The sequence below is a fragment of the Micromonospora sp. NPDC047521 genome (assembly GCF_055587305.1).
In genome coordinates this window covers 329,725-351,604 of the sequence record NZ_JBVJGN010000005.1, presented here as the reverse complement: position 1 = coordinate 351,604, position 21,880 = coordinate 329,725, and the positions used below count along the sequence as shown (strand labels likewise).

Annotated in this window: 22 protein-coding genes; 11 read left to right on the top strand and 11 right to left on the bottom strand. The window is 70.5% G+C overall.

What is annotated here, in order from left to right:
• Window positions 1–23: 23 nt before the first annotated feature.
• Window positions 24–308: a hypothetical protein gene (locus ACZ6N8_RS14760; RefSeq protein WP_377598861.1), complete on the top strand. Its 285-nt coding sequence runs from the start codon at window positions 24–26 to the stop codon at window positions 306–308.
• Window positions 309–374: 66 nt separating this feature from the next.
• Here ACZ6N8_RS14760 and ACZ6N8_RS14755 read toward each other — a convergent pair whose 3' ends face one another.
• The 3 genes from ACZ6N8_RS14755 to ACZ6N8_RS14745 form a co-directional block, all read right to left on the bottom strand.
• Window positions 375–1,328: a sporulation protein gene (locus ACZ6N8_RS14755; RefSeq protein WP_357988558.1), complete on the bottom strand. Its 954-nt coding sequence runs from the start codon at window positions 1,326–1,328 to the stop codon at window positions 375–377.
• A gap of 221 nt (window positions 1,329–1,549) precedes the next feature.
• Window positions 1,550–1,759, bottom strand: a complete 210-nt coding sequence (locus ACZ6N8_RS14750) for a DUF397 domain-containing protein (protein ID WP_357988555.1) — start codon at window positions 1,757–1,759, stop codon at window positions 1,550–1,552.
• Window positions 1,759–2,619 carry a helix-turn-helix domain-containing protein gene (locus ACZ6N8_RS14745; RefSeq protein WP_466010267.1) on the bottom strand — a complete coding sequence of 287 codons (861 nt, stop codon included), beginning with the start codon at window positions 2,617–2,619 and terminating at the stop codon, window positions 1,759–1,761. Before ACZ6N8_RS14745 ends, ACZ6N8_RS14750 begins: the two co-directional genes overlap by 1 nt.
• Window positions 2,620–2,947: 328 nt before the next feature.
• On the opposite strand from ACZ6N8_RS14745, the gene ACZ6N8_RS14740 reads away from it, so the two are divergent.
• The 3 genes from ACZ6N8_RS14740 (at window position 2,948) to ACZ6N8_RS14730 (ending at window position 4,039) form a co-directional block, all read left to right on the top strand.
• Window positions 2,948–3,220: a DivIVA domain-containing protein gene (locus ACZ6N8_RS14740; RefSeq protein ID WP_466010265.1), complete on the top strand. Its 273-nt coding sequence runs from the start codon at window positions 2,948–2,950 to the stop codon at window positions 3,218–3,220.
• Window positions 3,221–3,306: 86 nt separating this feature from the next.
• Window positions 3,307–3,543, top strand: coding sequence for a hypothetical protein (locus ACZ6N8_RS14735; RefSeq protein WP_466010381.1), 237 nt, complete (start codon window positions 3,307–3,309; stop codon window positions 3,541–3,543).
• Between the two features lie 277 nt (window positions 3,544–3,820).
• Entirely contained in the window at window positions 3,821–4,039 is a 219-nt protein-coding gene (locus ACZ6N8_RS14730) for a hypothetical protein (RefSeq protein ID WP_466010263.1), read from the top strand.
• A gap of 6 nt (window positions 4,040–4,045) precedes the next feature.
• Here ACZ6N8_RS14730 and ACZ6N8_RS14725 read toward each other — a convergent pair whose 3' ends face one another.
• A complete protein-coding gene (locus ACZ6N8_RS14725) occupies window positions 4,046–4,819 on the bottom strand; it encodes a DeoR/GlpR family DNA-binding transcription regulator (protein WP_466010379.1) in 774 nt (257 codons plus the stop codon).
• Window positions 4,820–4,856: 37 nt separating this feature from the next.
• Entirely contained in the window at window positions 4,857–6,848 is a 1,992-nt protein-coding gene (locus ACZ6N8_RS14720; protein WP_466010261.1) for a beta-galactosidase, read from the bottom strand.
• Between the two features lie 283 nt (window positions 6,849–7,131).
• Here ACZ6N8_RS14720 and ACZ6N8_RS14715 point away from each other — a divergent pair, with 283 nt between their 5' ends.
• The 5 genes from ACZ6N8_RS14715 (at window position 7,132) to ACZ6N8_RS14695 (ending at window position 12,881) form a co-directional block, all read left to right on the top strand.
• The gene (locus ACZ6N8_RS14715) at window positions 7,132–8,460 is read left to right on the top strand and encodes an ABC transporter substrate-binding protein (protein ID WP_466010259.1); all 1,329 of its coding nucleotides are present in this window, start codon (window positions 7,132–7,134) and stop codon (window positions 8,458–8,460) included.
• A 21-nt stretch (window positions 8,461–8,481) separates the two neighbouring features.
• Window positions 8,482–9,438 carry a carbohydrate ABC transporter permease gene (locus tag ACZ6N8_RS14710; RefSeq protein WP_466010258.1) on the top strand — a complete coding sequence of 319 codons (957 nt, stop codon included), beginning with the start codon at window positions 8,482–8,484 and terminating at the stop codon, window positions 9,436–9,438.
• The gene (locus ACZ6N8_RS14705; protein ID WP_466010256.1) at window positions 9,435–10,316 is read left to right on the top strand and encodes a carbohydrate ABC transporter permease; all 882 of its coding nucleotides are present in this window, start codon (window positions 9,435–9,437) and stop codon (window positions 10,314–10,316) included. The genes ACZ6N8_RS14710 and ACZ6N8_RS14705 overlap by 4 nt, the downstream gene beginning before the upstream one ends.
• Window positions 10,313–12,448 (top strand): alpha-galactosidase, encoded by a 2,136-nt coding sequence (locus tag ACZ6N8_RS14700; RefSeq protein ID WP_466010255.1) that lies wholly within the window; start codon window positions 10,313–10,315, stop codon window positions 12,446–12,448. Before ACZ6N8_RS14705 ends, ACZ6N8_RS14700 begins: the two co-directional genes overlap by 4 nt.
• A 112-nt stretch (window positions 12,449–12,560) precedes the next feature.
• Window positions 12,561–12,881: a DMT family transporter gene (locus tag ACZ6N8_RS14695; protein WP_466010253.1), complete on the top strand. Its 321-nt coding sequence runs from the start codon at window positions 12,561–12,563 to the stop codon at window positions 12,879–12,881.
• A gap of 55 nt (window positions 12,882–12,936) precedes the next feature.
• On the opposite strand, the gene ACZ6N8_RS14690 is transcribed toward ACZ6N8_RS14695, so the two are convergent.
• Window positions 12,937–14,298, bottom strand: a complete 1,362-nt coding sequence (locus ACZ6N8_RS14690; protein WP_466010252.1) for a cellulase family glycosylhydrolase — start codon at window positions 14,296–14,298, stop codon at window positions 12,937–12,939.
• A gap of 350 nt (window positions 14,299–14,648) precedes the next feature.
• On the opposite strand from ACZ6N8_RS14690, the gene ACZ6N8_RS14685 reads away from it, so the two are divergent.
• A complete protein-coding gene (locus ACZ6N8_RS14685; protein WP_466010378.1) occupies window positions 14,649–15,611 on the top strand; it encodes a TIGR03557 family F420-dependent LLM class oxidoreductase in 963 nt (320 codons plus the stop codon).
• Window positions 15,608–16,438: an alpha/beta fold hydrolase gene (locus tag ACZ6N8_RS14680; protein ID WP_466010251.1), complete on the top strand. Its 831-nt coding sequence runs from the start codon at window positions 15,608–15,610 to the stop codon at window positions 16,436–16,438. Before ACZ6N8_RS14685 ends, ACZ6N8_RS14680 begins: the two co-directional genes overlap by 4 nt.
• Window positions 16,439–16,574: 136 nt before the next feature.
• Here the strand turns inward: ACZ6N8_RS14680 and ACZ6N8_RS14675 are convergent, their stop codons facing one another.
• The 5 genes from ACZ6N8_RS14675 to ACZ6N8_RS14655 form a co-directional block, all read right to left on the bottom strand.
• Entirely contained in the window at window positions 16,575–17,426 is an 852-nt protein-coding gene (locus tag ACZ6N8_RS14675) for a hypothetical protein (RefSeq protein WP_466010250.1), read from the bottom strand.
• A gap of 47 nt (window positions 17,427–17,473) precedes the next feature.
• The gene (locus tag ACZ6N8_RS14670) at window positions 17,474–18,289 is read right to left on the bottom strand and encodes an endonuclease/exonuclease/phosphatase family protein (protein WP_466010248.1); all 816 of its coding nucleotides are present in this window, start codon (window positions 18,287–18,289) and stop codon (window positions 17,474–17,476) included.
• A gap of 10 nt (window positions 18,290–18,299) precedes the next feature.
• Entirely contained in the window at window positions 18,300–19,790 is a 1,491-nt protein-coding gene (locus ACZ6N8_RS14665) for a phosphatase PAP2 family protein (protein WP_466010246.1), read from the bottom strand.
• A gap of 70 nt (window positions 19,791–19,860) precedes the next feature.
• Entirely contained in the window at window positions 19,861–20,862 is a 1,002-nt protein-coding gene (locus ACZ6N8_RS14660) for a YihY/virulence factor BrkB family protein (protein WP_466010244.1), read from the bottom strand.
• On the bottom strand, window positions 20,855–21,859 hold the full coding sequence (locus ACZ6N8_RS14655) for a diacylglycerol/lipid kinase family protein (protein ID WP_357988504.1): 1,005 nt from the start codon (window positions 21,857–21,859) through the stop codon (window positions 20,855–20,857). The genes ACZ6N8_RS14660 and ACZ6N8_RS14655 overlap by 8 nt, the downstream gene beginning before the upstream one ends.
• Window positions 21,860–21,880 lie beyond the last annotated feature (21 nt).

The window sequence follows — 21,880 nt, the reverse complement described above, 5'->3', positions numbered from 1 at the left end:
CTGCCATGCGGGACACGCAGCAGATGCCGGTCATGCACGACGGGCATCGGAACGACATGCGGGCACCCGGTACGGAGACCAAGCAGGCGTTCAAGACCACCGAGTTCTGGATCTACCTGATCGCGGTGGCCGCCGTACTGGGCGCGTCGCAGGTCGTTGGGCAGAACTCTGCCGGGGTGGACATCTTCCGGGCCGACAACGCCTGGTTCCTGATCACCCTGCTGACGCTGGGCTACCTCGGTAGCCGTGGTCTGGCCAAGGCCGGCAGCGCCTGGCGCAGCGGCGAAGAGCGCAAGACCCGGCACTGACCGGATCACGGCGCACAGTGGCCTCCGGGAGAATCTCCCGGAGGCCACTGCCGTGTGTGGACGGAACTACTCGTCGCCACCGAAGTCGCCGAAGTCGCCCTCGAAGGCGTCCTCGATCATCTCGCCGGCGATCATGCCGCCGGCGACGCCGAGCGCCGCGCCGGCCACCATGCCACCCATACCGGGGCCACGGCCGTGTCCGTGACCGCGCCCGTGGCTCGGGCCGTACTGCGAGAGCAGGTTGCCGTAGCGGGAGGTCGTTTCGCGCAGCCAGCCGTCGACGACCTGTGCCCAGTCGACGCGGTCGACGTCGGCGTGCGACACCTGGAAGCGGCCGAAGGCGTCGTGCCCGGCGCTGAGGAAACCGCCGCGCTTGTCGCACTCCAGGATCACCTCGACGCCACGCTGGCTGGTCACGAAGGTCAGCTCGACCTCCCTGATGGTGCTCGCGTACTGCGGGGCGGCGAAGAACTCGATCTCCTGGTAGAACGGCAGCGTCTGCTGCACGCCGCGGATGTGACCGCGCTCCAGGTCGGCGTGCTTGAACCGGAAGCCGAGCCGCTGGAACGCCTCCAGGATCCGCTCGTGCACCGGCAGCGGGTGCACCGCCACGTGGTCCAGGTCGCTCTTGTCGACCGCGCGCGCCACGGCCAGCTCGGTACGCAGGCCCATCGTCATGCCGTGCAGGCGCTGGCCGTACACGTCGGTGATCGGGGTTTCCCACGGCACCGGCATCTGGAACGGGATCGACAGCTGCTGCTTCGGGGCGAGCTCGAACGCGCCACTGACGGCCATCCGGTGGAACTCGAGGGTGCCCGAGTATTCGGCGTCGTGCCCCTCGACCTCGACCCGGGTGACCAGACCGATCACCACCTGCTCGATGGCCGCCGGGGCGTCACCACCGACGAGGTTCACCTGCCCGTCGAGGGTCAGGCCGGGCCGGGTGTTGGGGTTGGTCAGCACGGTGTCCACACTGGGACCACCCACGCCGAACGCGCTCAACATCTTCTTGAAGACCATCGGAACTCCTGTGCGACGCCGACCGCTCCAGGCTGGAGTCGGACGTTGACTCGACCGGCACCCTATCCAGGACCCCTGTGAGATGGCTGTGAAGCGCCCCGTTCCACGGCGGGTCTCGTGGCGGGTCGGGTGGCATGGGTGGAGAGCCTTTGGAGTTGATGTCGCAAACGAATCAGACGAGACCAGACGTTCGACCGGGGCGCCGGGGCGTTGCTCGACTCCTAGCTGAACGCACCGTCCTTGACGCCGAGGACGAACGCCGTCCACCCGTCGGCGGGGTAGACGAGGGTCGCCCCCGCACGGTCCTTGCTGTCCCGTACCGCCACGCGACCGGAGCCGTCGAGGACGGGTCCCGCCTCAACGCAGCTACCGCCGTTGCTGTCGCTCCTGCTACTGATGTGCCAAGCAACGTCGGACACACTCTCGCTCATCACAAATCCTCCGCGATTCTCGTGATCAACTTCGTTGACTCGCTCTCGTCAAGCGCAGAATCCAGCAGACGACCGTAAGCGCGTACGAAGCGCTCAGCCTTCGGCGACTCAAGGTAGAGCCGCCCTCCCAAAGACTCCACGTAGGCAACCGCAGGATACGGCTCCGGCAGACGGAATATCCAGAACGTACCGTCGAGCCCTTGGTGCAGGGCCATGCCGAACGGCATGACTCGGATTGCCACATTGCCCAGCCGCTGGGACTGCGCGAGGTGGTGTAGTTGCCGACGCCACACCTCCGGCCCACCGACCATCCTGCGCAGCGCAGCTTCGTCGATCACCGTGGAAATCATGAGCGGGCGGCGTCGCCGCAGAACTCCTTGGCGGGTCATCCGAAGCTCGACCCAGCGGTTGATCGTCGCCTCGGAAACCTCCGGTTCTGCAGCATTGCGAATCACGGCCTCGGCGTACTCCCGGGTCTGAAGGAGCCCCGGTACCAGGGTGAGGTGGAAGCAGCAGACCTGCTCCGCGCGACCTTCGAGCCAGGGATATTCGATGAAGGAGGCGTCCACGACGTCGCCGTAGTCCTCGTCCCACCGGTCGGTGCGCCAGACCTCCTCGGCGAGCGCCAGCAGGCGGGCCCGCTCGGCCGCGTGATGAAAGCCGTAGAGATCCAGCAGCGCGATCACATCGCCCTTGCGGATCGGCCAGTCCGCGCGTTCGTAACGACCAAGGGCGGACATGTCCCGTTGCAGATGCTCGGCGACCAACTTCAAGGTCATCCCCCGTTCCTCCCGGAGGGTCCGCAGTTGCTGACCGAGCCACTGCGCACGGAGGGTCCGGATGAACGGCTTGTGCGGCATGGTCCACCTCTCAATTCACTGGCGACGCCCGCGTAGGAACCATTGCTCCAGCTCCGAGCGACTGGAAACGTGGCCTTCGGGTGAGGGTGATCGCCGGTCCCCGGGGACGCCCGGTGCAAACACGACAACCGCGGCTGTGCCAACAGCCGAGAAGGTGACGAGAGACGGCCTCGCGAGTGGCAGTCGCATACCGGCTCTCGTCGGGTCTCAACTGGAGCGTCGGGATGTGCGAATCCCGGCTCCGAACCGACTTGACGAATAAGTACCACGGCAAAGGGCGCCTTGCGACCCTGACCCGCCCATCGGTCGACGACGCGTGAGGTGATGAATGACCCGAGGCACGCTCTACGACGGCACGTTCCACGGCGCCGCCCGGTTGGCCCGGCTGCACCCGAGCCAGGTCCGCGACCGGCAGTTCACCGTCGTCGGCTTCGGCCGGCGCGGGTTGGACCCCCGGGAGGTACGACGGTTCCTGCACCGGGTCGCGCTCGACCTGGCGACGTTGCACCACGACGTGGCCCGGCTCAGCGAGGAGAACGCCCGGGTGAAGCGGGCGCTGCGCGACTGGCACAGTGCCTGGTCCGAGCGGCGTCAGCCGTGAGCCCGGGATGGGAGCACCAGTACAGCGGGCTCTTCACGCCGCTGCCGAGGTTCGCCGTCGAGGCGTACACCGGGAGAGCCCGGCATGTGATCCACCTGCCGGTGGCGGTCGCCGACCTGGCCGGGGCATTGGACCTGGCGCGGACGCTGGCCCGTTCGTTGGCCTCGACGCCGCAGGTCGACGTCGGCGGCACCACCGTCTCGGTCGAGGACGCGCAGCACGTACGACACTGGGTGTTCTGCGACCGGATCATGCCCGATCGCCGGCGGTGCGGGCTGCCGGCCGACCACCCCGCATCCTGCCGGCCCGCCGATGACCTCTGAGCCCGCGCGCCCGGTCAAGATCCGCACAACTTCCGGGAAACTCCTGCCTCCGCGACGCTCGAAGGGCCAGTTTCCGTGTTCTTGTTCGGATCTTGGCCCGGGCTCGACGGCGACCCGGCGACCCGGCGACCGGGCGACCCGGCGACCCGGCGACCCCGACCGGTCTACCGGACCGGTCAGGAATCGAGAAGCCCCGCCCAGCGAACCGCAACTAGCGTCACCGCCATCGACGTTCCGACCGGCAGATCGCCAGGATCTGGATTCGCAGGAGGTTGTCATGGGCAGGAACACCTGGGTACGGCAGGTTCACCGCTGGCTGGCCATCGCCTTCACGGTGACCGTCGTCGTCACCTTCGTCGCGCTGGCACAGGACGATCCCATCGTCTGGGTGTCCTACGTGCCGCTGCTCCCCCTTGCCCTGCTCCTGTTCACCGGGCTGTACCTGTTCACGTTGCCGTACCTCGCCAAGCGGCGGCGAGCCGGGCGGCCGGGCTGAGTGGCGTCAGGGCTCCACGACTACCAGTTCGCCGACCTGCTCGCCGATCGCGGTCCGCGCCTCGGTCGGAAGCCCACGGTCGGTGATCAGTACGTCGGCGGCCTCCAGCGGGGCGATGGTGGCGATGCCGATGGTCTCCCACTTGGTGTGGTCGGCGAGCACCACGAGCCGGCGGGCGGCGCCGATGAGGCACCTGTTGACGCCGGCCTCCAGCAGGTTGGGCGTGGTGAAGCCGGTACGGGGGCTGAGCCCGTGCACACCCAGGAACAGCAGGTCGACGTTGAGGGCGCTGATGGCCGCCTCGGCAACCGGCCCGGTCAACGCGTCCGACGGGGTGCGGATCCCACCGGTCAGCACGACTGTCTGGTCGGCGCGCGGGTTCTGGTAGAGCGCGTCGGCCACCGGGATCGAGTTGGTCACGACGGTCAGCCCGCGTACATCGGAGAGCAGCGTGGCCAGCGCGGCGGTGGTGGTGCCGGCGGACAGCGCGATGGCCATTCCCGGCTCCACCAGCGTCGCCGCCCGTTCGGCGATGGCCCGCTTCTCCTCCTGCTGGCGGATCGACTTCGCGGCGAAGCCGGGCTCCTCGGCCGATCCCGGACCGGCGAGCGTGGCGCCGCCGTGCACCTTGTCGACCAGGCCGCGCTCGGCGAGCACCTCCAGGTCGCGCCGGATCGTCATGTCGGACACGCCGAACCGGCTGACGAGCTGACTCACCCGCACCCCGCCGCGCTGGCGGATCAGATCGAGGATGGCGGTCTGCCGCTGCTGGGCGAGCATGTGGGGAACCTCCTTCGCGCCGTGGCCGTCGTGCGGATCAGGCCCGATCCTCACGGACGACCGCCACCTCCCCGGCGGGCACCGTCAGCTCACCGGCACACCGCTCGCCGGTCAACAACTCGACGCCGGCCACCGGGAGCCGGACCTGCGCCCCTGTGTGGTTGAGGACGAACAGCCAGGTCCGTTCACCGTCGCGCCGTCGTACCACCTCCACGCCGGTTGGCGCCGGCACCGCCGGGCGGACGCCGGCCTCGTCGAGGAGCCGGGCGACCAGCCGGTCGGTGGCCGGCTCGTCCAGCCGGGTGGCGACGTACCACGCGGCGCCGTCGCCGACCCGGTGCCGGGTCAGCGCCGGCACGCCCGGCAGGGGCCCGTCGGTGTACGACGACAGCACCTCGGCGCCGTCGGGGTGCACCCATTCGGTCCACACGTCGGCGGTGCTGCCGTCGTCGAGGCGCACCTGTTCGCCCGCGCGCAGTGGGAAGAACTCCTCGGTGCGTACGCCGAGCAGGTCACGGAACGCGCCCGGGTAGCCGCCCAGCCGGATGTGGTCGTTCTCGTCGACGATGCCACTGAAGTAGGTGACCGCGACCGTGCCGCCGGCCTCGACGTACCTGTGCAGTGCCTCGACATCGGCGTCGCGGACCAGGTAGAGGGTGGGCACCAGGACCAGCCGGTAGCCGCTGAGATCGGCCGACGGGTGCACGACGTCGGCGGTCACGCCGGCCCGCCACAGCGCGCCGTACAGGGCGTCGAGCCCGTCGGTGTAGGTGACGTCGACGCTGGGGTGCGAATCCAACTCGACAGCCCACCCCGCCTCCCAGTCGAACAGGATCGCCACGTCGGCGTCCACCCGGCTGCCGCGTACCTCGGCGATCGCCTTCAGGTCCGCGCCGAGCTGGCACACCTCACGGAACACCTTCGTGTCCGGGCCGGCGTGCGGCACCAGGGCGGAGTGGAACTTCTCCGCCCCGGCCCGGGAGGCCCGCCATTGGAAGAACAGCACACCGTCCGCGCCGCGGGCGACGTGCGCGAGACTGTTGCGGCGCATCTGCCCGGGAAGCTTGGCCACGTTGCGCGGCTGCCAGTTGACGGCACTCGTGGAGTGCTCCATCAGCAGCCACGGGTCACCCCCGGCGACGCCCCGCGTGTGGTCGGCGGCGAGCGCCAACCCGAGGTGCGCCAAGGGGTCGGCGGCGGTCAGGTAGTGGTCGTTGGAGACGAGGTCCACGTCGGGCGCCCAGGAGTGGTAGTCCATGTGCTTGACGTCCATGCCGATCATGAAGTTGGTCGTGACCGGCTGCTGGACCAGCGTCCTGAGCAGCGCGCGTTCGGCGCGCAGTTGGGCGCGCTGCTCGTCGGAGGAGAAGCGCAGGAAGTCCAACTGCTGCGTGGGGTTGGCGAAGGTCGGCGCGGTGCGCGGCGGGTTGATCTCGGCCCAGTCGCCGTAGCGCTGACTCCAGAAGGCAGTGCCCCAGGCGTCGTTGAGCCGGTCCAGGTCGCCGTAGCGCTCGCGCAGCCAGCCTCGGAACGCCTCGGCGCTGACGTCGCAGTAGCAGTGCACGTTGTGGCAGCCCAGCTCGTTGGAGACGTGCCACATCACCACGGCGGGATGCGCGGCGTACCGGCTGGCGACCGCGCGTACGAGCTCCAGTGACCGCTCGCGGAACACCTGCGAGCTGGGGCAGTACGCCTGCCGGCCGCCCGGCCAGAGGATCGCGCCGTCAGCCCGGCGGGGCAGGGTCTCCGGGTGCGCGCGGGCCAGCCAGGGTGGCGGGCTGGCGGTGGCGGTGGCCAGGTCGACCTGGATGCCGCCGTCGTGCAGCAGGTCCAGGACGCGGTCCAGCCAGCCGAACTCGAACCGGCCCGGGTCGGGCTCCAGCAGCGCCCAGGAGAAGATGCCGACCGAGACCAGGTTGACCCCGGCTCGGCGCATCAGCTCGACGTCCTCGGACCAGGTCTCCTCGGGCCACTGCTCAGGGTTGTAGTCGCCGCCGAAATAGATGCCGTCGCCCTGCCATCGCCGCATGACAGCTGAGGGTGCACCCGGCGATCCACGCAAGTCAACAGGTTCCAACATCGATTTTCTTTTCAACGTTTACCACGTAATGGCCGCGTCACGGCTGGGTTATCAGAGGCGAACAGCCCTCTTGACAGCGCCCTGCGGAAGGGTAACTTGAGGCCCCAATGGCCGTTCGTGTTCGCCAATGTGGATTCTCGGTGGATCCCGATGTGTCATCACGACGGCGGCTCCGCAGTCACCACCTCTGATGGCCCTTGGACTAGCACCTCTTCATCCGCAGGAGGCACAGATGTCCCGTCCCCGATCCCAAGCCGAGTACCTGGCTCGGCTCGTACCGCCCTCAGTCGCCGGCATCAACCGACGATCGTTGCTGGCCGGCGCGGCCGGCACGGGCGCGCTGCTCGGCACCGGCCTGCTCGCCGGCTGCGGCGACGACTCCGGTTCCGGCGGGTCCAGCAAGGACGTGTCGCTCGGGTCCAACCAGTCCGACCCGAAGCCCAAGGACGTCCTCGTCAAGGTCACCGACGGCTTCAAGACCTCGTCCGGTGTCCAGGTCGCGGTGAACACGGTCGACCACAACACGTTCCAGGAGAACATCAACAACTACCTCCAGGGCAAGCCGGACGACGTGTTCACCTGGTTCGCCGGCTACCGGATGCGCTTCTTCGCGCAGAAGGGGCTGGCCAGCGACATCAGCGACGTGTGGAGCAAGCTGTCCGGCTACTCCGACGCGTTCAAGAAGGCATCCACAGGCGACGACGGCAAGCAGTACTTCGTCCCGGCGTCGTACTACCCGTGGGCCGTCTTCTACCGCAAGTCGGTCTGGAAGCAGTACGGCTACCAGGTGCCCACGACCCTGGACCAGTTCACCGCGCTCGGCACGCAGATGAAGAGGGACGGCCTGACCCCTATCGCCTTCGCCGACAAGGACGGCTGGCCGGCGATGGGCACCTTCGACATCCTCAACCTGCGGATCAACGGCTACCAGTTCCACATCGACCTGATGGCCGGCAAGGAGGCCTGGACCTCCGACAAGGTCAAGAAGGTGTTCGACACCTGGGCCGGTCTGCTCCCCCTGCACCAGCCGGACAGCCTCGGACGCACCTGGCAGGAGGCCGCCCAGTCGTTGCAGCAGAAGAAGAGCGGCATGTACCTGCTCGGCCTCTTCGTCGGTCAGCAGTTCACCAACGAGGAGCAGGACGACCTCGACTTCTTCACCTTCCCCGAGATCGACCCCTCGATCGGCGCCAAGGCGCTCGACGCGCCGATCGACGGCTACATGATGGCCCGCAAGCCCAAGAACGAGGACAACGCCCGCAAGCTGCTTGAGTACTTCGGTGGCAAGGACGCGGCGGACATCACCGTCAAGAACGACCCGGCCACCCTGGTCGCCAACACCGGCGCGGACGTCAGCGGCTACACCGCCCTGCAGAAGAAGGCCGCGGAGCTGGTCGGGTCGGCCACCGAGATCGCCCAGTTCCTCGACCGGGACACCCGACCGGACTTCGCCTCCACGGTGATCATTCCGGCGATCCAGCAGTTCATCAAGGACCCCAAGGACATCGGCGGGCTCACCTCGTCCATCGAGAACCAGAAGAAGTCGATCTTCACCGACTGACGGCGGAAGGGGGAGGACATCGTGTCCGACCTGCCCCTGATCCAAGCGGATCGCGCCGTGCCGCCGCCGGCCGCGACCACCTCCACGGGTGGTCGTCGCCGGCGGCTACGGCTCCTGTCCCGCACCGACCGCGTGGTCATCACGCTGATGGTGCTCGTCCCGCTGCTGCTCGTCACCGGATTCGTCTGGCTGCCGGCGGCGGCCACCGTGCTGCTCTCCGGCACCAACTGGGACGGCATCGGCCCACTCAACGAAATCGAGTTCGTCGGCGCGCGCAACTACAGCGACGTGGTGAACATCTACCCGCCGTTCGTGCCGGCGATCCAGCACAACCTGCTCTGGCTGGCGGTGCTGTTCGTGGTCGCCACCCCGTTCGGCATGTTCCTGGCCGTGCTGCTGGACAAGGAGTTGCGGGGGAGCCGCTTCTACCAGACCGCGCTCTACCTGCCGGTGGTGCTCTCGCTGGCGCTCATCGGCTTCGTCTGGCAGCTGCTCTACTCCCGCGACCAGGGGCTGATCAACGCCGTCTTCGGCAGCAACATCGACTGGTACGGCGACTCGAACGTCAACATCTGGGCGGTCATGATCGCCTCCGGGTGGCGGCACGTCGGCTACATCATGCTGCTCTACCTGGCCGGGCTCAAGGGCGTCGACCCGTCGCTGCGGGAGGCCGCCGCGGTCGACGGCGCCTCGGAGAGACGGACGTTCTTCCGGGTCGTCTTCCCGGTGATGCGGCCGATCAACATCATCGTGCTGGTGGTGACGGTGATCGAGTCGCTGCGCGCGTTCGACCTGGTCTGGGTGGTCAACAAGGGCCGCAACGGGTTGGAGCTGATCTCCGCGCTGGTCACCCAGAACGTGGTGGGTGAGGCGAGCCGGATCGGGTTCGGCTCGGCACTGGCCACGATCATGCTTGTCGTCTCGCTGGTCTTCATCACCATCTACCTGGCGACAGTGATGAGGGAGAACCGGCAATGAGCACCGACATCCCGGTCCGTCGTCGCAGGCCGACCCCGCTGCGGCTGCTACTGCACGGCTTCCTCATCGTCGTCGCGCTGGTCTGGCTCTTCCCGATCGCCTGGGCGGTGCTGACCTCGCTGCGCTCGTACGAGTACACGGCAGTCAACGGCTACGTCTCGTTCGGCGGCTGGACCTTCGACAACTACGTCACCGCCTGGCGGACGGCGGAGTTCGGCAAGCACTTCCTCAACTCGGTGTACATCACGGTGCCCGCGGTGCTGCTGACGCTCTTCCTCGCCTCCTGCGTGGCGTTCGTCATCGCCCGGTTCAGCTGGAAACTCAACCTGGTCCTGCTCGGCATCTTCACCGCGGCCAACCTGCTGCCCCAGCAGGCGCTGCTCATCCCCCTGTTCCGGCTGTTCACCGAGGTGCCGCTGCCGGAGTTCATGAGCGACTCGGAGCTGCTCTACGACAGCTACTGGGGCCTGATCCTGATCAACGTCGCCTTCCAGTGCGGGTTCTGCGTCTTCGTGCTCAGCAACTACATGAAGGCGCTCCCCCACGACCTGTACGAGGCGGCGATGGTCGACGGCGCGAGCATCTGGCGGCAGTACTGGCAGATCACCATGCCGCTGTGCCGGCCGGCCCTGGCCGCGCTGGCCACCCTGGAGGTGACCTGGATCTACAACGAGTTCTTCTGGGCCACGGTCCTGATGCGTACCGGCGACAAGTTCCCGGTGACCAGCTCGCTCAACAACCTGCGCGGCGAGTTCTTCACCGACAACAACCTGGTCTCGGCGGGCAGCGTGCTCGTCGCGATCCCCACCCTGGTGATCTTCTTTATGCTCCAGCGGCACTTCGTCCGGGGCCTGACCTTGGGAGCCTCGAAGGGATGACGATCCTGCACCTGCGCCGCGCGCGGACCAGCCTGGTGCTCGACGCGCGCGGCCCGGGGCTGCCCCGGGTCGTGCACTGGGGTGGCGACGTGGGCGACCTCGACGACGAGGGCCTGCGCCAGCTCACCGACGCGACGGTACCGCCTGTGGTGCCGAGCAGCTTCGACGAGCCCGCCGTGCTGTCCCTGCTGCCGGAGGCGAGCGCCGGCTGGAGCGGCAGGCCTGGTCTGGCCGGGCACCGTGGCGGGCGGGACTGGTCCACGGCGTTCCGCTTGGACAGTGTCGACGTGGACCAGCCCGCCGACGCCCCGGCGCGGGTGGTCGTGCGCGCGTCGGACGCGGCCGCCGGACTGTCCCTGACCATCGAGCTGACGCTTGACCAGCGCGGCCTGCTGACCCTCCGCCACCGGCTGCGCAACGACGGCGAAGGCGCGTACGAGCTGCGGGAGCTGACGCCCGTGCTGCCGGTGCCGGCGGTCGCCACCGAGCTGCTCGACCTGACCGGCCGCTGGTGCCGGGAACGGTCTCCGCAGCGGCACCCGTGGCAGCACGGCGCCTGGGTCCGCGAGGGCCGGCACGGCCGTACCGGGCACGACGCCACCCTGCTGCTGGTGGCTGGCACCGCCGGGTTCGACTTCGGCCACGGCGAGGTGTGGGCGGTGCACACCGCGTGGAGCGGTGACCACGTCACGTTCGCCGAGCGCCGTCCCACGGGCGAGTCGACAGTCGGCGGCGGCGAACTGCTGGCCCCCGGCGAGATCCGGCTCGGCCCCGGCGAGTCGTACGACACTCCCCTGCTCTACGCCATCTGGTCCGATGCCGGGCTGGACGGGCTCAGCGACGTACTCCATTCCCACCTGCGGGCCCGGGCCGGGCACCCGCGCTCCCCGCGCCCGGTCACGCTGAACGTCTGGGAGGCCGTCTACTTCGACCACGACCTGGACCGGCTGCGGGCGCTCGCCGACCGGGCGGCGCAGATCGGGGTGGAGCGGTTCGTGCTCGACGACGGCTGGTTCCGCGGCCGGCGCGACGACACGGCAGGGCTCGGCGACTGGTACGTCGACGAGGACGTCTGGCCCGACGGCCTGCAACCGCTCATCGACCACGTGACCGGTCGGGGCCTGCAGTTCGGTCTCTGGGTGGAGCCGGAGATGGTCAACCCGGACTCGGACCTGTACCGCGCGCACCGTGACTGGCTGCTGGCCGTACCGGGGCGGCTGCCGCCGGCCTGGCGCAACCAGCAGGTGCTCGACCTGGGCCGCCCCGAGGCGTACGACCACCTGCTGGAACGGCTCGACGCACTGCTCAACGCCCATCCCGGAATCAGCTACCTCAAGTGGGACCAGAACCGGGACCTCACCGAGGCCGGGCACCATGGCCGACCCGGCGTGCACGGGCAGACGCTTGCGGTCTACCGGCTCCTCGACGAGTTGCGCCGACGGCACCCCGGCGTGGAGATCGAGAGCTGCTCGTCCGGCGGCGCCCGGGTGGACCTGGCCATCCTGGCCCGCACCGACCGGGTCTGGGCCAGCGACTGCAACGACGCCCTAGAACGGCTCGCCATCCAGCGCTGGACCGGGCTGCTGCTGCCACCGGAGCTGATCGGCACCCACGTCGGCCCGGAACGCTCGCACACCACCCACCGCGTGCACGACCTGGGCTTCCGGGCGGCCACCGCACTGTTCGGCCACCACGGCATCGAGTGGGACATCGCGTCGATCAGCGCCGCCGAGCAGGCCGAGCTGGCCGCCTGGGTGGCGCTGCACAAGCGGCTGCGCCCGCTGCTGCACGCCGGCCGGGTGGTCCGGGTCGACCACCCGGACCCGGCCGTCTGGGCGCACGGCGTGGTCGCGGGCGACAAGACCCGGGCGGTGTATGCGGTGGCGCGGCTGGCCACCTCGGTGGCGCAGGTCCCGGGCGCGGTACGACTGCCCGGCCTCGACCCCGAGCGGCGTTACCGGGTACGGCCGGCGGACGGTGTCCCGGCCCCGGCGACAATGAACAGGTCCGCGCCGATCTGGCTGGCGACGGGCGTCACGCTCAGCGGCGCGGCGCTGGCCCGGGTGGGGGTGCAGATGCCCGCGTTGCACCCGGAGCAGAGCCTGGTCCTGGAGGTCGACACCGTCGACTGAGCGGTCCGGAGGCGCGTGTGCTTCGCGCCGCCCCTTGTCGACGGCGGGCGGTACGGGTGCCGGCGCTAGCCTGGGCAGCGACGTGTCACCGACCACGAGGGGCTGAGGGCGCATGGCGTACGTGCTGCTGGGGATCGCCATCGCCGCCGAGGTACTGGCGACCAGCCTGATCAAGAGCACTGCCGGGTTCAGCCGACTGTGGCCGACTGTGGGTTGCCTCGCCGGCTACGGCGTGGCGTTCCTGCTGCTGGCCCAGGCGGTCAAGGAAATACCTGTGGGTGTGGCGTACGCGCTCTGGTCGGGTCTGGGAACCGCCGCCATCGTGGCGATCGGGGCGGTGTTCCTCGGCGAGTCGGTCGGGCCGGTGAAGCTCGCAGGCATCGCTCTGATCATCGCGGGAGTGGTGATCGTGAACCTGGTCGGCGAGCACTGACCAGAACGGGCGTGGTGGCCGGGCCCGGCGTGGGGCTCGGCCACCAGCCCGTCGTTCAGCTCGCCGTGCAGCTCACGACAGGCGCGGCGTTCGTGCCTGTCCAACCGCCGATGAAGCCGAAGCTGGTGCTGGCACCGGCGGCCAGCCGTCCGTTGTAGTCCACGTTGCGCGCGGTCACCGTGGTGCCGCTGCTGGTCAGGGCCACGTTCCAGGACTGGGTGACGCTCTGCCCGTTGGCGAAGGTCCACCCGGCGGTCCAGCCGGTGATCGCCCTCGCGCCGGCGGTCACCCGTACCTCACCCTGGAAGCCACCCTGCCAGGAGTTGGTGATCGTGTACGTCGCGGTGCAGCCACCGTTGGGCGGGGGCGTGGTCGGCGGCGGGGTGGTCGGTGGGGGCGTCGTCGGCGGCGGGGTGGTCGGCGGGGGGATGCTGGCGTAGACGCTTGCCTCCCGGGCGGTCTGCCGGATGCCGTTGGCGCCGTTGAAGAGCCGCTGACCCCAGCTGGTCAGGTTGGCCGGGTTGAAGGACGTGGACAGGTCGAGGTATTCGACGCCACCGCCGTTGCCGCTCCACGACCAGCCCAACCAGCCGATCCCGTTGGCCTGACTGTAGGCGAGGATGGTGTCCTCGTCGGGGTCGCCGTCGGAGTGGTTGAATCCGAACTCACCGACCACGATGGGCAGCCCGGCGGCCCGGAACCGACCCAGGTAGTCGCTGATCTCCGCCGCGGTGTCGAACACCCCGTACATGTGGATGGAGAAGACCGTGTTGCGGGCCGGGTCGGCGGCGAAGACCGATGCCGCGTTGTCGCGCATGGTGAACGGCCAGTCCTGCCCCCAGTTCGGCGCGTCCACCATGATCGTGTGGGTCAGGCCGGCGGTGCGCAACCGCTTGATCGCGGCCGCGTTGTCGGTGGCCCAGGAGCCGTAGTTCTGGTTGCCGTACGGCTCGTTGCCGATGTTGACGATGACGTACTTCTCCTGGCCGGCGAGGACGTCGGCCAGGCTGATCCAGTAGTCGACCGCTCGGGCGAGGGTGATCGCGCCGCTCTGCTCGCCGTACCCGGTGGTGTCATGCACCTCGAGCACGCAGATCAACCGGTTGGCCTTGCACAGCGAGATGACGTTCGCGACGTCCGCGTTGGTGTTGCGGGTCCACCTGTCGCCGCTGGAGAGCACCACCCGCACGGTGTTCGCGCCGAGCGCCTTCACGTCGGCGAACGAGCTGGTCTGCTGCGGGTACCAGGTGTGCGCGTGGTTGACCCCGCGCATGATGAATTCGGTGCCGTTGGCGTCGTACAACTTGCCGTTGGCGACTGTGAAACCGGCGGCGGCGCGGGCCGGCTGGCCGAACGCCAGCACCGCGACGAGCAGCGCCAGCAGCGCGGCGCCGGCGGCGGAGAGTCGAGTCTTCATGGCCTTCCTCAGGCAGGACCCCCGGTGCCCGACAGGGGTGGGACGTGACAGGGAAGGCGGCTGCAGCCCGGCAGCCACCGCTCGGCTCCCGGCGGCGCAGGCATCAGCGTAGGACGATGGATCGGCGGGCGCAACCGGTTCAGTGGCCGCAGCCGACCCCGCACAGCCGTGACGGCCCACGCGAGCGCAGGCCGTCACGGGGCGAACATCCCCACCACAGGATGCGCGCGACACCGAATCTTAACCGGTTAATCCCGCCACGCACCACCGCCCGCGAACCGGACGGGAGGGTTGAGGGCTGCCGACCTGGGTATCCCGGGAACGATACGTCGGTGGAAGGGGAAACCAGGATGGTCAGCGTCGGCTACACCCTGATGGGCGAACAGGCCGGTCCCAAGCAGTTGGTCGACCACGCGATCCGGGCCGAGGCCGCCGGCTTCGACCAGCTGGTGATGTCCGACCACTACTACCCCTGGCTGGACTCCCAGGGCCACTCCCCGTACGCCTGGTCGGTGCTCGGCGCGGTCGCCCACGCCACCTCCCGCGCGGAGCTGATGTCCTTCGTGACCTGTCCGATCCGCCGCTACCACCCGGCAGTGGTCGCGCAGAAGGCAAGCACGATCGGCGCCCTCTCGGACGGACGCTTCACCCTCGGCCTGGGCGCGGGCGAGAACCTCAACGAGCACGTGGTCGGCGGTTGGCCGCACGTGCAGCAGCGGCACGAGATGTTCGAGGAGGCGTTGCAGATCATCCGGCCGCTGCTCAACGGCGAGACGCTCACCTTCTCCGGCAACCACTTCGACGTGCCCGACGCGTACGTCTGGGACCGCCCCGAGCGTCCGGTGCCGATGGCCGTCGCCGCGTCCGGTCGGCAGTCCGCGACGCTTGCCGCCGAGTACGGCAACGGCATCATCGCCACCGAACCCGACCGGCACATCATCGAGATGTACGACGACGCCGGCGGCGCCGGCCAGCCCCGCTACGGGCAGGTGGCCATCTGCTACGGGCCGGACGAGGCGGAGTGCCGCAAGATCGTGCACGACCAGTTCCGCTGGTTCGGGCTGGGCTGGAAGGTCAACGCCGACCTGCCCGGGCCGGATTCCTTCGCCGCCGCCACCCAGTTCGTCAGGGAGGACGACGTCGCCCAGGGCGTCCCCTGCGGCCCGGACATCGACGCGCACGTCGAGGCGTTCCGCAAGTTCGTCGACGCCGGCTTCACCCACGTGGCGATCATCCAGGTCGGCGGGGAGACCCAGCCGATGTTCCTGGACTGGGCGCAGGAGCAACTGCTGCCCCGGCTGCGGCAACTGTGAGGTCCACCCCCGCCGGCCGGTTCGGGAGGACCGAGCTGCGCCTCGCGATGGCCGCGCCCCGGCCGGCCGCCGGTCTGGTCAGCGAATCGCGGCTCGTCGACGGCCTGCGCACCCACACCCGGCGAAGCGAGGACCCAGGCACCGGGGCGCCACCTGTGGTCCTGGTGCACGGGCTCGCAGTCTCCCACCGCTACCTGACCCCGCTTGCCGTCGCGCTCGCCGCCACCCATCAGGTGTACGTGCCGGACCTGCCCGGCTTCGGGCTGTCCGAGCGCCCCCGGGGCGCGTACAACGTGCGCCGGCACGCCGAGCACCTGGCCACCTGGCTGGCCGCGTACCGGCTGCCGCCGGTGTGCCTGCTCGGGCACTCGTTCGGTGCGGAGGTGGCCGCCTCGCTCGCCGCCACCCACCCGGACGCGGTACGCGCGCTGGTCCTGGCCGGGCCGACCAGCGACCCGGCTGCCCGGTCCCGTCGAGGGCTGTTCGGCAGATGGTTGGTGGACACGGCGCGGGAGGCGCCGTTGCAGGCGCCGATCCTGGTGCGGGACGTGTGGAACGCCAGGCCCTGGCGGGTCTTCGCCACCCTGTCGCACTCGGCCCACAACGCCATCGAGGCTGATCTGGTCCGGGTCACCGCGCCGACCCTCGTCGTCGCCGGACGTCGTGACCCGATCGCACCGGCCGGCTGGCGGGACGAGGCGGCCCGGCTGGTCGACGGCGACCTGGTTGTCGTCCCCCGCGCCGCGCACAACGTGGCAACCACTGCCCCGACGGCGGTCGCCGAGGCGATCCGCCACCTCCTCAGCTCCACCCTGACGAAAAGGTGAACCCATGCGCTTCGGAAACACGGAGATCCGCCCGCTCGGCGGCGGACTCGGCTGCCTCCTGATGATCCTCTTCTCGATCGTCGCCTCGGTGGTGCTGACAGTCCTGCTCAACCTGGTGCTCTGAGGCCCGACCGCCTCAGCGGCGCAAACCCAGTGCGGTGAGCACCTCACGGGAGGCCAACCGGGCCGGGTCGAACACCGACCGGCGGATCCAGCGGGCCACCGGCGCGACGGTGGCCCGCCAGGCCGCCCCGACGCCGCGCGCCACCGGCACCACCGTCACCGACCAGACCCACCGGGCTCCGAGCAGCAGCGGGCGCAGCAGCAGGCGGTAGAGCAGCCGCAACACCCGTCCGGCCGTCCGCCACGCGCCGAGGACGGCGGCGGCGAGCAGGCGACCGAGGCCACGAACCCCCCACCACCAGATCCCGCTGGCCAGCCAGGCCAGCGCACCGCCGAGCAGCTCCACACCCCGCCAGAGGACCTGGCCGACGGGTGCGAGCACCGCGCCCAGCCACACCAACGGCCTCCAGAACAGCCAGTGGGCAGCACGCCCCACCGCCGTCCCCACCACCGCCAGCAGGCCGCCGAGGGCGACCAGCGGAGCCCAGATCAGCACGCGGGCCAGCCACGCGAGGCCCCGCCCCGACCACACCAGCGGAACCCGGATCAGCGTGCGGGCCGCCCACACCAGCGAAAGCCACAGCAGGTGGCGGACGCACCAGACCAGCGGCGCCAGCAGCCAGCGGCACAGGAACCGGCCGGCCGGGGTGAGCAGGTGCCGGTGCACCAGCCGCCCGGCAGCCTCGATCAGCTCCCAGAGCAGGCGTACCGGCAGCACCACGACCAGCGCCACACCGCGCGCGACCGCCGCGACGAGCGGAAGCGCGACGGCGGCCGGCTCTCCCCCGTGCCCGGCCGTACGTGCCGTGGTGGGAGAGCCCGGACGACCGGGCAGCGGCGGGTGGTCGGTGGGTCGGTCGGTCACGGTGGGCACGATAACGGTCCCGTGCCACGGCTCACGGTCCTGGCCGTTCAGTGTGGAGCGTTGTCGAGGTCCAGGTCGGCAAGCAGCGGATAGTGGTCCGAGGCCGTGTCGGCCGCACCGCCACGGATCACCCGACAGTCGCTGACGCGTTCGGCAAGCGCGGGGCTGCCGAACAGGTAGTCAAGGCGCATTCCGGCGAACTCGGCCCCGCCGAACCGGGTGGGCACGGTGAGCCCCTCGGCCTCCGGCGCCCCGGGGGCGGACGCGGGCCAGAGATCGACAAGCCCGGCGGCCAGCAACCGGGCGATGGCACGGGTGTCCACGGTCCCGCCAGCCCGTCGCAGGTGCCGCCGCCGGTACATCGCGGGCATCCCGGCCAGCCGTGCGGTGTGGTCGACGGTCGGGTCGAGCGAGTTGAGATCGCCGGTGACCAGCGTCAGGGGTCCGGGCGCGCGTCGCACTGCCGAGACCAGCCAGTCGACCTCCATCCGCCGGCGCCCACCGGAGTACGGGTAGAGGTGGGCGCCCACCACGCTGAGCGGGCCGGCGGAGGTGGCCACCACGACGCGGGCGGCGGCGTGGTGGAACGGGCGGCGCACCGGGCCCGCGTCGACGACCCGGTACGGCGGCCGGACCAGCACCGCCACCGGCTGCCCGAAGCAGGACCGGGCCAGGTGGGGCGTCATCCCCACCCGGCCCGCCACAGTGGCCATCAGCCCGTCGCGGTCGAAGCCGCGCAGCTCCTCCAGGGCCAGCACGTCCGGCGCCTGCTCGGTGACGACCCGGACCACCTGATCCAACCGGTCGGGACCACCGCGGTCCCGCCCGCCGGTGCGGATGTTCCAGGTCATCACGCGCAGCACGGCGCCGCGCTCAGTCGGCCCGGCCGGCCCGCGCCAGCTCGTCGTCGAGGGTGTGCACGTCCTCCGACTCGATGGCCGGCTGGTTGCCTTCCTTCAGGTCGGCGTTCGGGCGGACGACCAGGTAGAGCAGCCCGATCCAGAGCGCGGAGAGCAGGATCGCACCCATGAAGTCGGTCGGGTGGTGCATGCCCCGGTACATCCGCGAGGTGGCCACGCCGACCGGCATGATCACGGCCAGCGCCACGAAGATCCACCGCCACCAGCGGTCGGTACGGGGGAACACGATGAGGGTGATGGCCAGCCAGACGCAGATCGTCGCCGCGATGTGCCCGGACGGGAACGACGAGGTGGGCATCTGCCCGTCCAGGTTCTCCACAGGCGGACGCGGACGGTCGACCGCCCGCGCCGAGGCGAGGAAGAGGGTCAGCTCGCCGATCATCGCCAGCGCCACGAACAGCACCGGCCGCCAGCGCCGCCACACCGCGAGCACCAGCGGGCAGAACACCAGCGAGATGAGCAGGATCGCGTGGGTGTCGCCGAACTTGCTCCACCACCAGCTCACGTCGGTGAGCATCTCGGTGTGCCGCTCGGCGAACCAGCGCGGCACCTCCGTGTCCAGCGTGTCGAAGAAGGTGCCCTTGGCGTGGTAGCTGACGTACGTGCCGAAGCCGTACAGCGCGCCGAACACGAGGACCCAGCCGACCAGCAGCTCGGCCACCGCCGAGCGCGGATGGGCCAGCACGTGCTCCTCGGCCGGGGCGGGGGCGATGTCGTGCCCGGCCTCCGGCTCCAGACCCTCGCTCAGCGGCGGCACCGGCCGGCCCCGCTCGCGCCGCCAGAGCCGGAAGGCGTACGCGGTGACGCCCAGCCACGCCGCGCCGAGCAGCCAGCCGCCGAACACGTCGGAGACGAAGTGCACGCCCAGCGCGATCCGGGTCAGGCCGATCAGTGCCACCAGCACGCCGACGCCGACGATCGCCGGCTTGCGCCAGCGCGGCGCCATCGCCGGCAGGAACACCAGCAGCAGCGCCCCGTACGCGACGAACGAGCCGAGCGCGTGCCCGCTGGGGAAGCTGTTGCCCGGGGCGCTGGCGACCGGCACGTCCACGATCGGGCGGAGCCGGCCGACGAGCGTCTTGAGTGACGGGTCGAGGATCAGACCGCCGACCCCTGTGATGATCAGGTAGACGGCCAGTCGGGGCTGCCGCCGGATCAGCAGACCGACCACCGCGATGGTGACCAGCCAGATGAGAATCGGCCGGCCGCCCAGGTCGGTCACCGCCTGGAGCACTGTGACGAGTGCGTGGTGCGGGGCGACGAGCCCGTTGAACCACTCGGCGACGGCGTGGTCCGCGTCCTGCAACGGGCTCCAGCGCACCCGCACGAGCAGCAACAGCAGCCCGAAGGCCACCCCGGCGCCGGTGACGGCCGCCAGGCCGGCGACGCTCCGTTCGGCGAAATGACCGATCGGACGCCGCGCCACCTCTTTGACCGCGGTCACCCCGCACCTCCCTTGTCGTCTCTGGCGAGGCGCTTTACCCGATCCGCGTCGTGCGTACACGCGGGGGCCGCTACAGGGCGGACATGTCCCCGGTGTCGAGCAGCTCGCCGCGGTCGGTGTCGGGCTCCCACAGGTCCGGTTGGGCGGGCTCCTGCACGCCGATGCGCAGCGCCTCCAACTGGGCGGCGAACGACAGCCCGCCGAAGAGGGCCATCCCGGTCAGATTGGCCCAGAGCAGCAGCGCCATCATGCCTGTCAACGCGCCGTAGGTCTGCCCGAAGCCGTCACTGAACCGCACGTACGCGGCCAGCAGCAGGCTGGCCATCCACCACAGGGCGGTGGCGATCCCGGCGCCGAAGAGCAGCCAGGACAGGCCGGGTTGCCGGCGACGCGGCGCGTGCCGGAACAGCACGGCCACCGCGAGCACGGTCAGCCCGAGGCTCAGCGGGAAGCGGACGGCGTCCCAGATGCCGTGCGCGACCTCGCCCCACTCGTAGTGCTCGCGCACCGAGTCACCCATCGCGCCGCCACCGACCAGGATGAGGAACCCGGCGAGCGCGGGCAGGCCCGCGGTGACGGCCAGGACGGCGGCGCGCACGTACTTCCACAGGGCGGGGCGGTCCCGTTCGACGCCGTAGATGCGGTTGGCGCCCCGCTCGATCTGGGCCATCGTGGTGGTAAGCGCGATCAGGCCGGTGAGCAGACCGAGGGTGAGCGCCACCTCGCCGGCGTCCTCGACGCGCTCGCCCTCGCCGAGCAGCTCGCCGACCACCTGGGCGCTCTGACCGGGGGTGAGCGCCAGGACGGTGTCGGCGACCACCTGACCGCCCTCCGCGACGCCCAGCTCGCTGACCAGCCCGGTGAGGGCGATCAGGAACGGCACGACGGCCAGGCAGAGTTGCAGCGCGAAGGCCCGCGAGTGGCTGAACCCGTCGCCGTAGCGGAACCGGATGAATGCGTCCCGCAGCAGGTGCCAGCCGCCCTGCCGGCGCAGTGTGTGCCAGGCGTCGTCGGCGGACAGCTCCGCGTCGGCCATCAGCCGGGTCTCCGGCACGATCCGGGTGCTACTCACGGCGCGCTTCCTCGATCAGCTGCTCGCCCCGCTCCCCGGCGCCCTGTGCGTCGACGGCCAGGTCGGGGGCGTCCTCGGGCTGCGGGACGCAGAGCCAGAGCGACTCGGGCCGGATGTCCGCCCGCAGTTCCCGGCCCGGGGAGATGAGGTCGCCGTCGAGCTCCCGGGGCTGCGCCCGGTTGCTGGTGACCACCACGCGCCGGCCCCGGAACACCTCCATCTGCGGCACCCGGCCGCTGCGGCGGATGACCGCCCAGCCCAGTGCGAGCCAGTGCCGCAGGCTGCGCGGGGTGAGCACCGCGACGTCGAGCCAGCCGTCGTCCGGCTCGGCCTCGGTGAGCAGCCGTACGCCGCCCTGGAGCCGGCCGACGTTGGCGATCAGGACCGAGCGGGCCCGGCGGCGTAGCGGTGGCCGGTCGTCGATGCGGATCTGCACCCGCATCGGCCTGTCGCGCAGGTGCCGGGCCGCGCCCACCACGTACGCGGGCCAGCCGATGCGGGCCTTGGTGGTCTCGTTCGTGGCTTCGAGCATCTGGGCGTCGAAGCCCATGCCGGCCATCACGGTGAAGTACTGATCCTCGACGGCGCCCACGTCGAGCAGCCGACGGCCCCGCTCGACGGCGACCTGGAGGCCTGCGGCCAGGTCGGTGGAGAGGCCCAGGTTGGCGGCGAGCAGGTTGCCGGTGCCCTGCGGCAGCACGGCGAGGGCCACGTCGGTGCCGACGAGCGCGCTGACGCAGGACATCACGGTGCCGTCGCCACCGCAGGCGAAGACCAGGTCGACCCCGGCCTTGACGGCCTGCTCGGTCTGGCCGCGGCCCGGGTCGTCGACCGTCGTCTCGTACCACTGCGGCGCTGGCCAGCCGGCGGCGGCCAGTGCGTCGTCGACGGTGCGTCGCAGCTCGTCGAGATCGTCGACCTTCACCGGGTTGACCACCACGGCGGAGCGCAGCCCGCCGTCGCCACCCGAGGGTCGTCTGTCCTGTCCAGGATCCACGGCGCCAGTGTGCAGCACCCG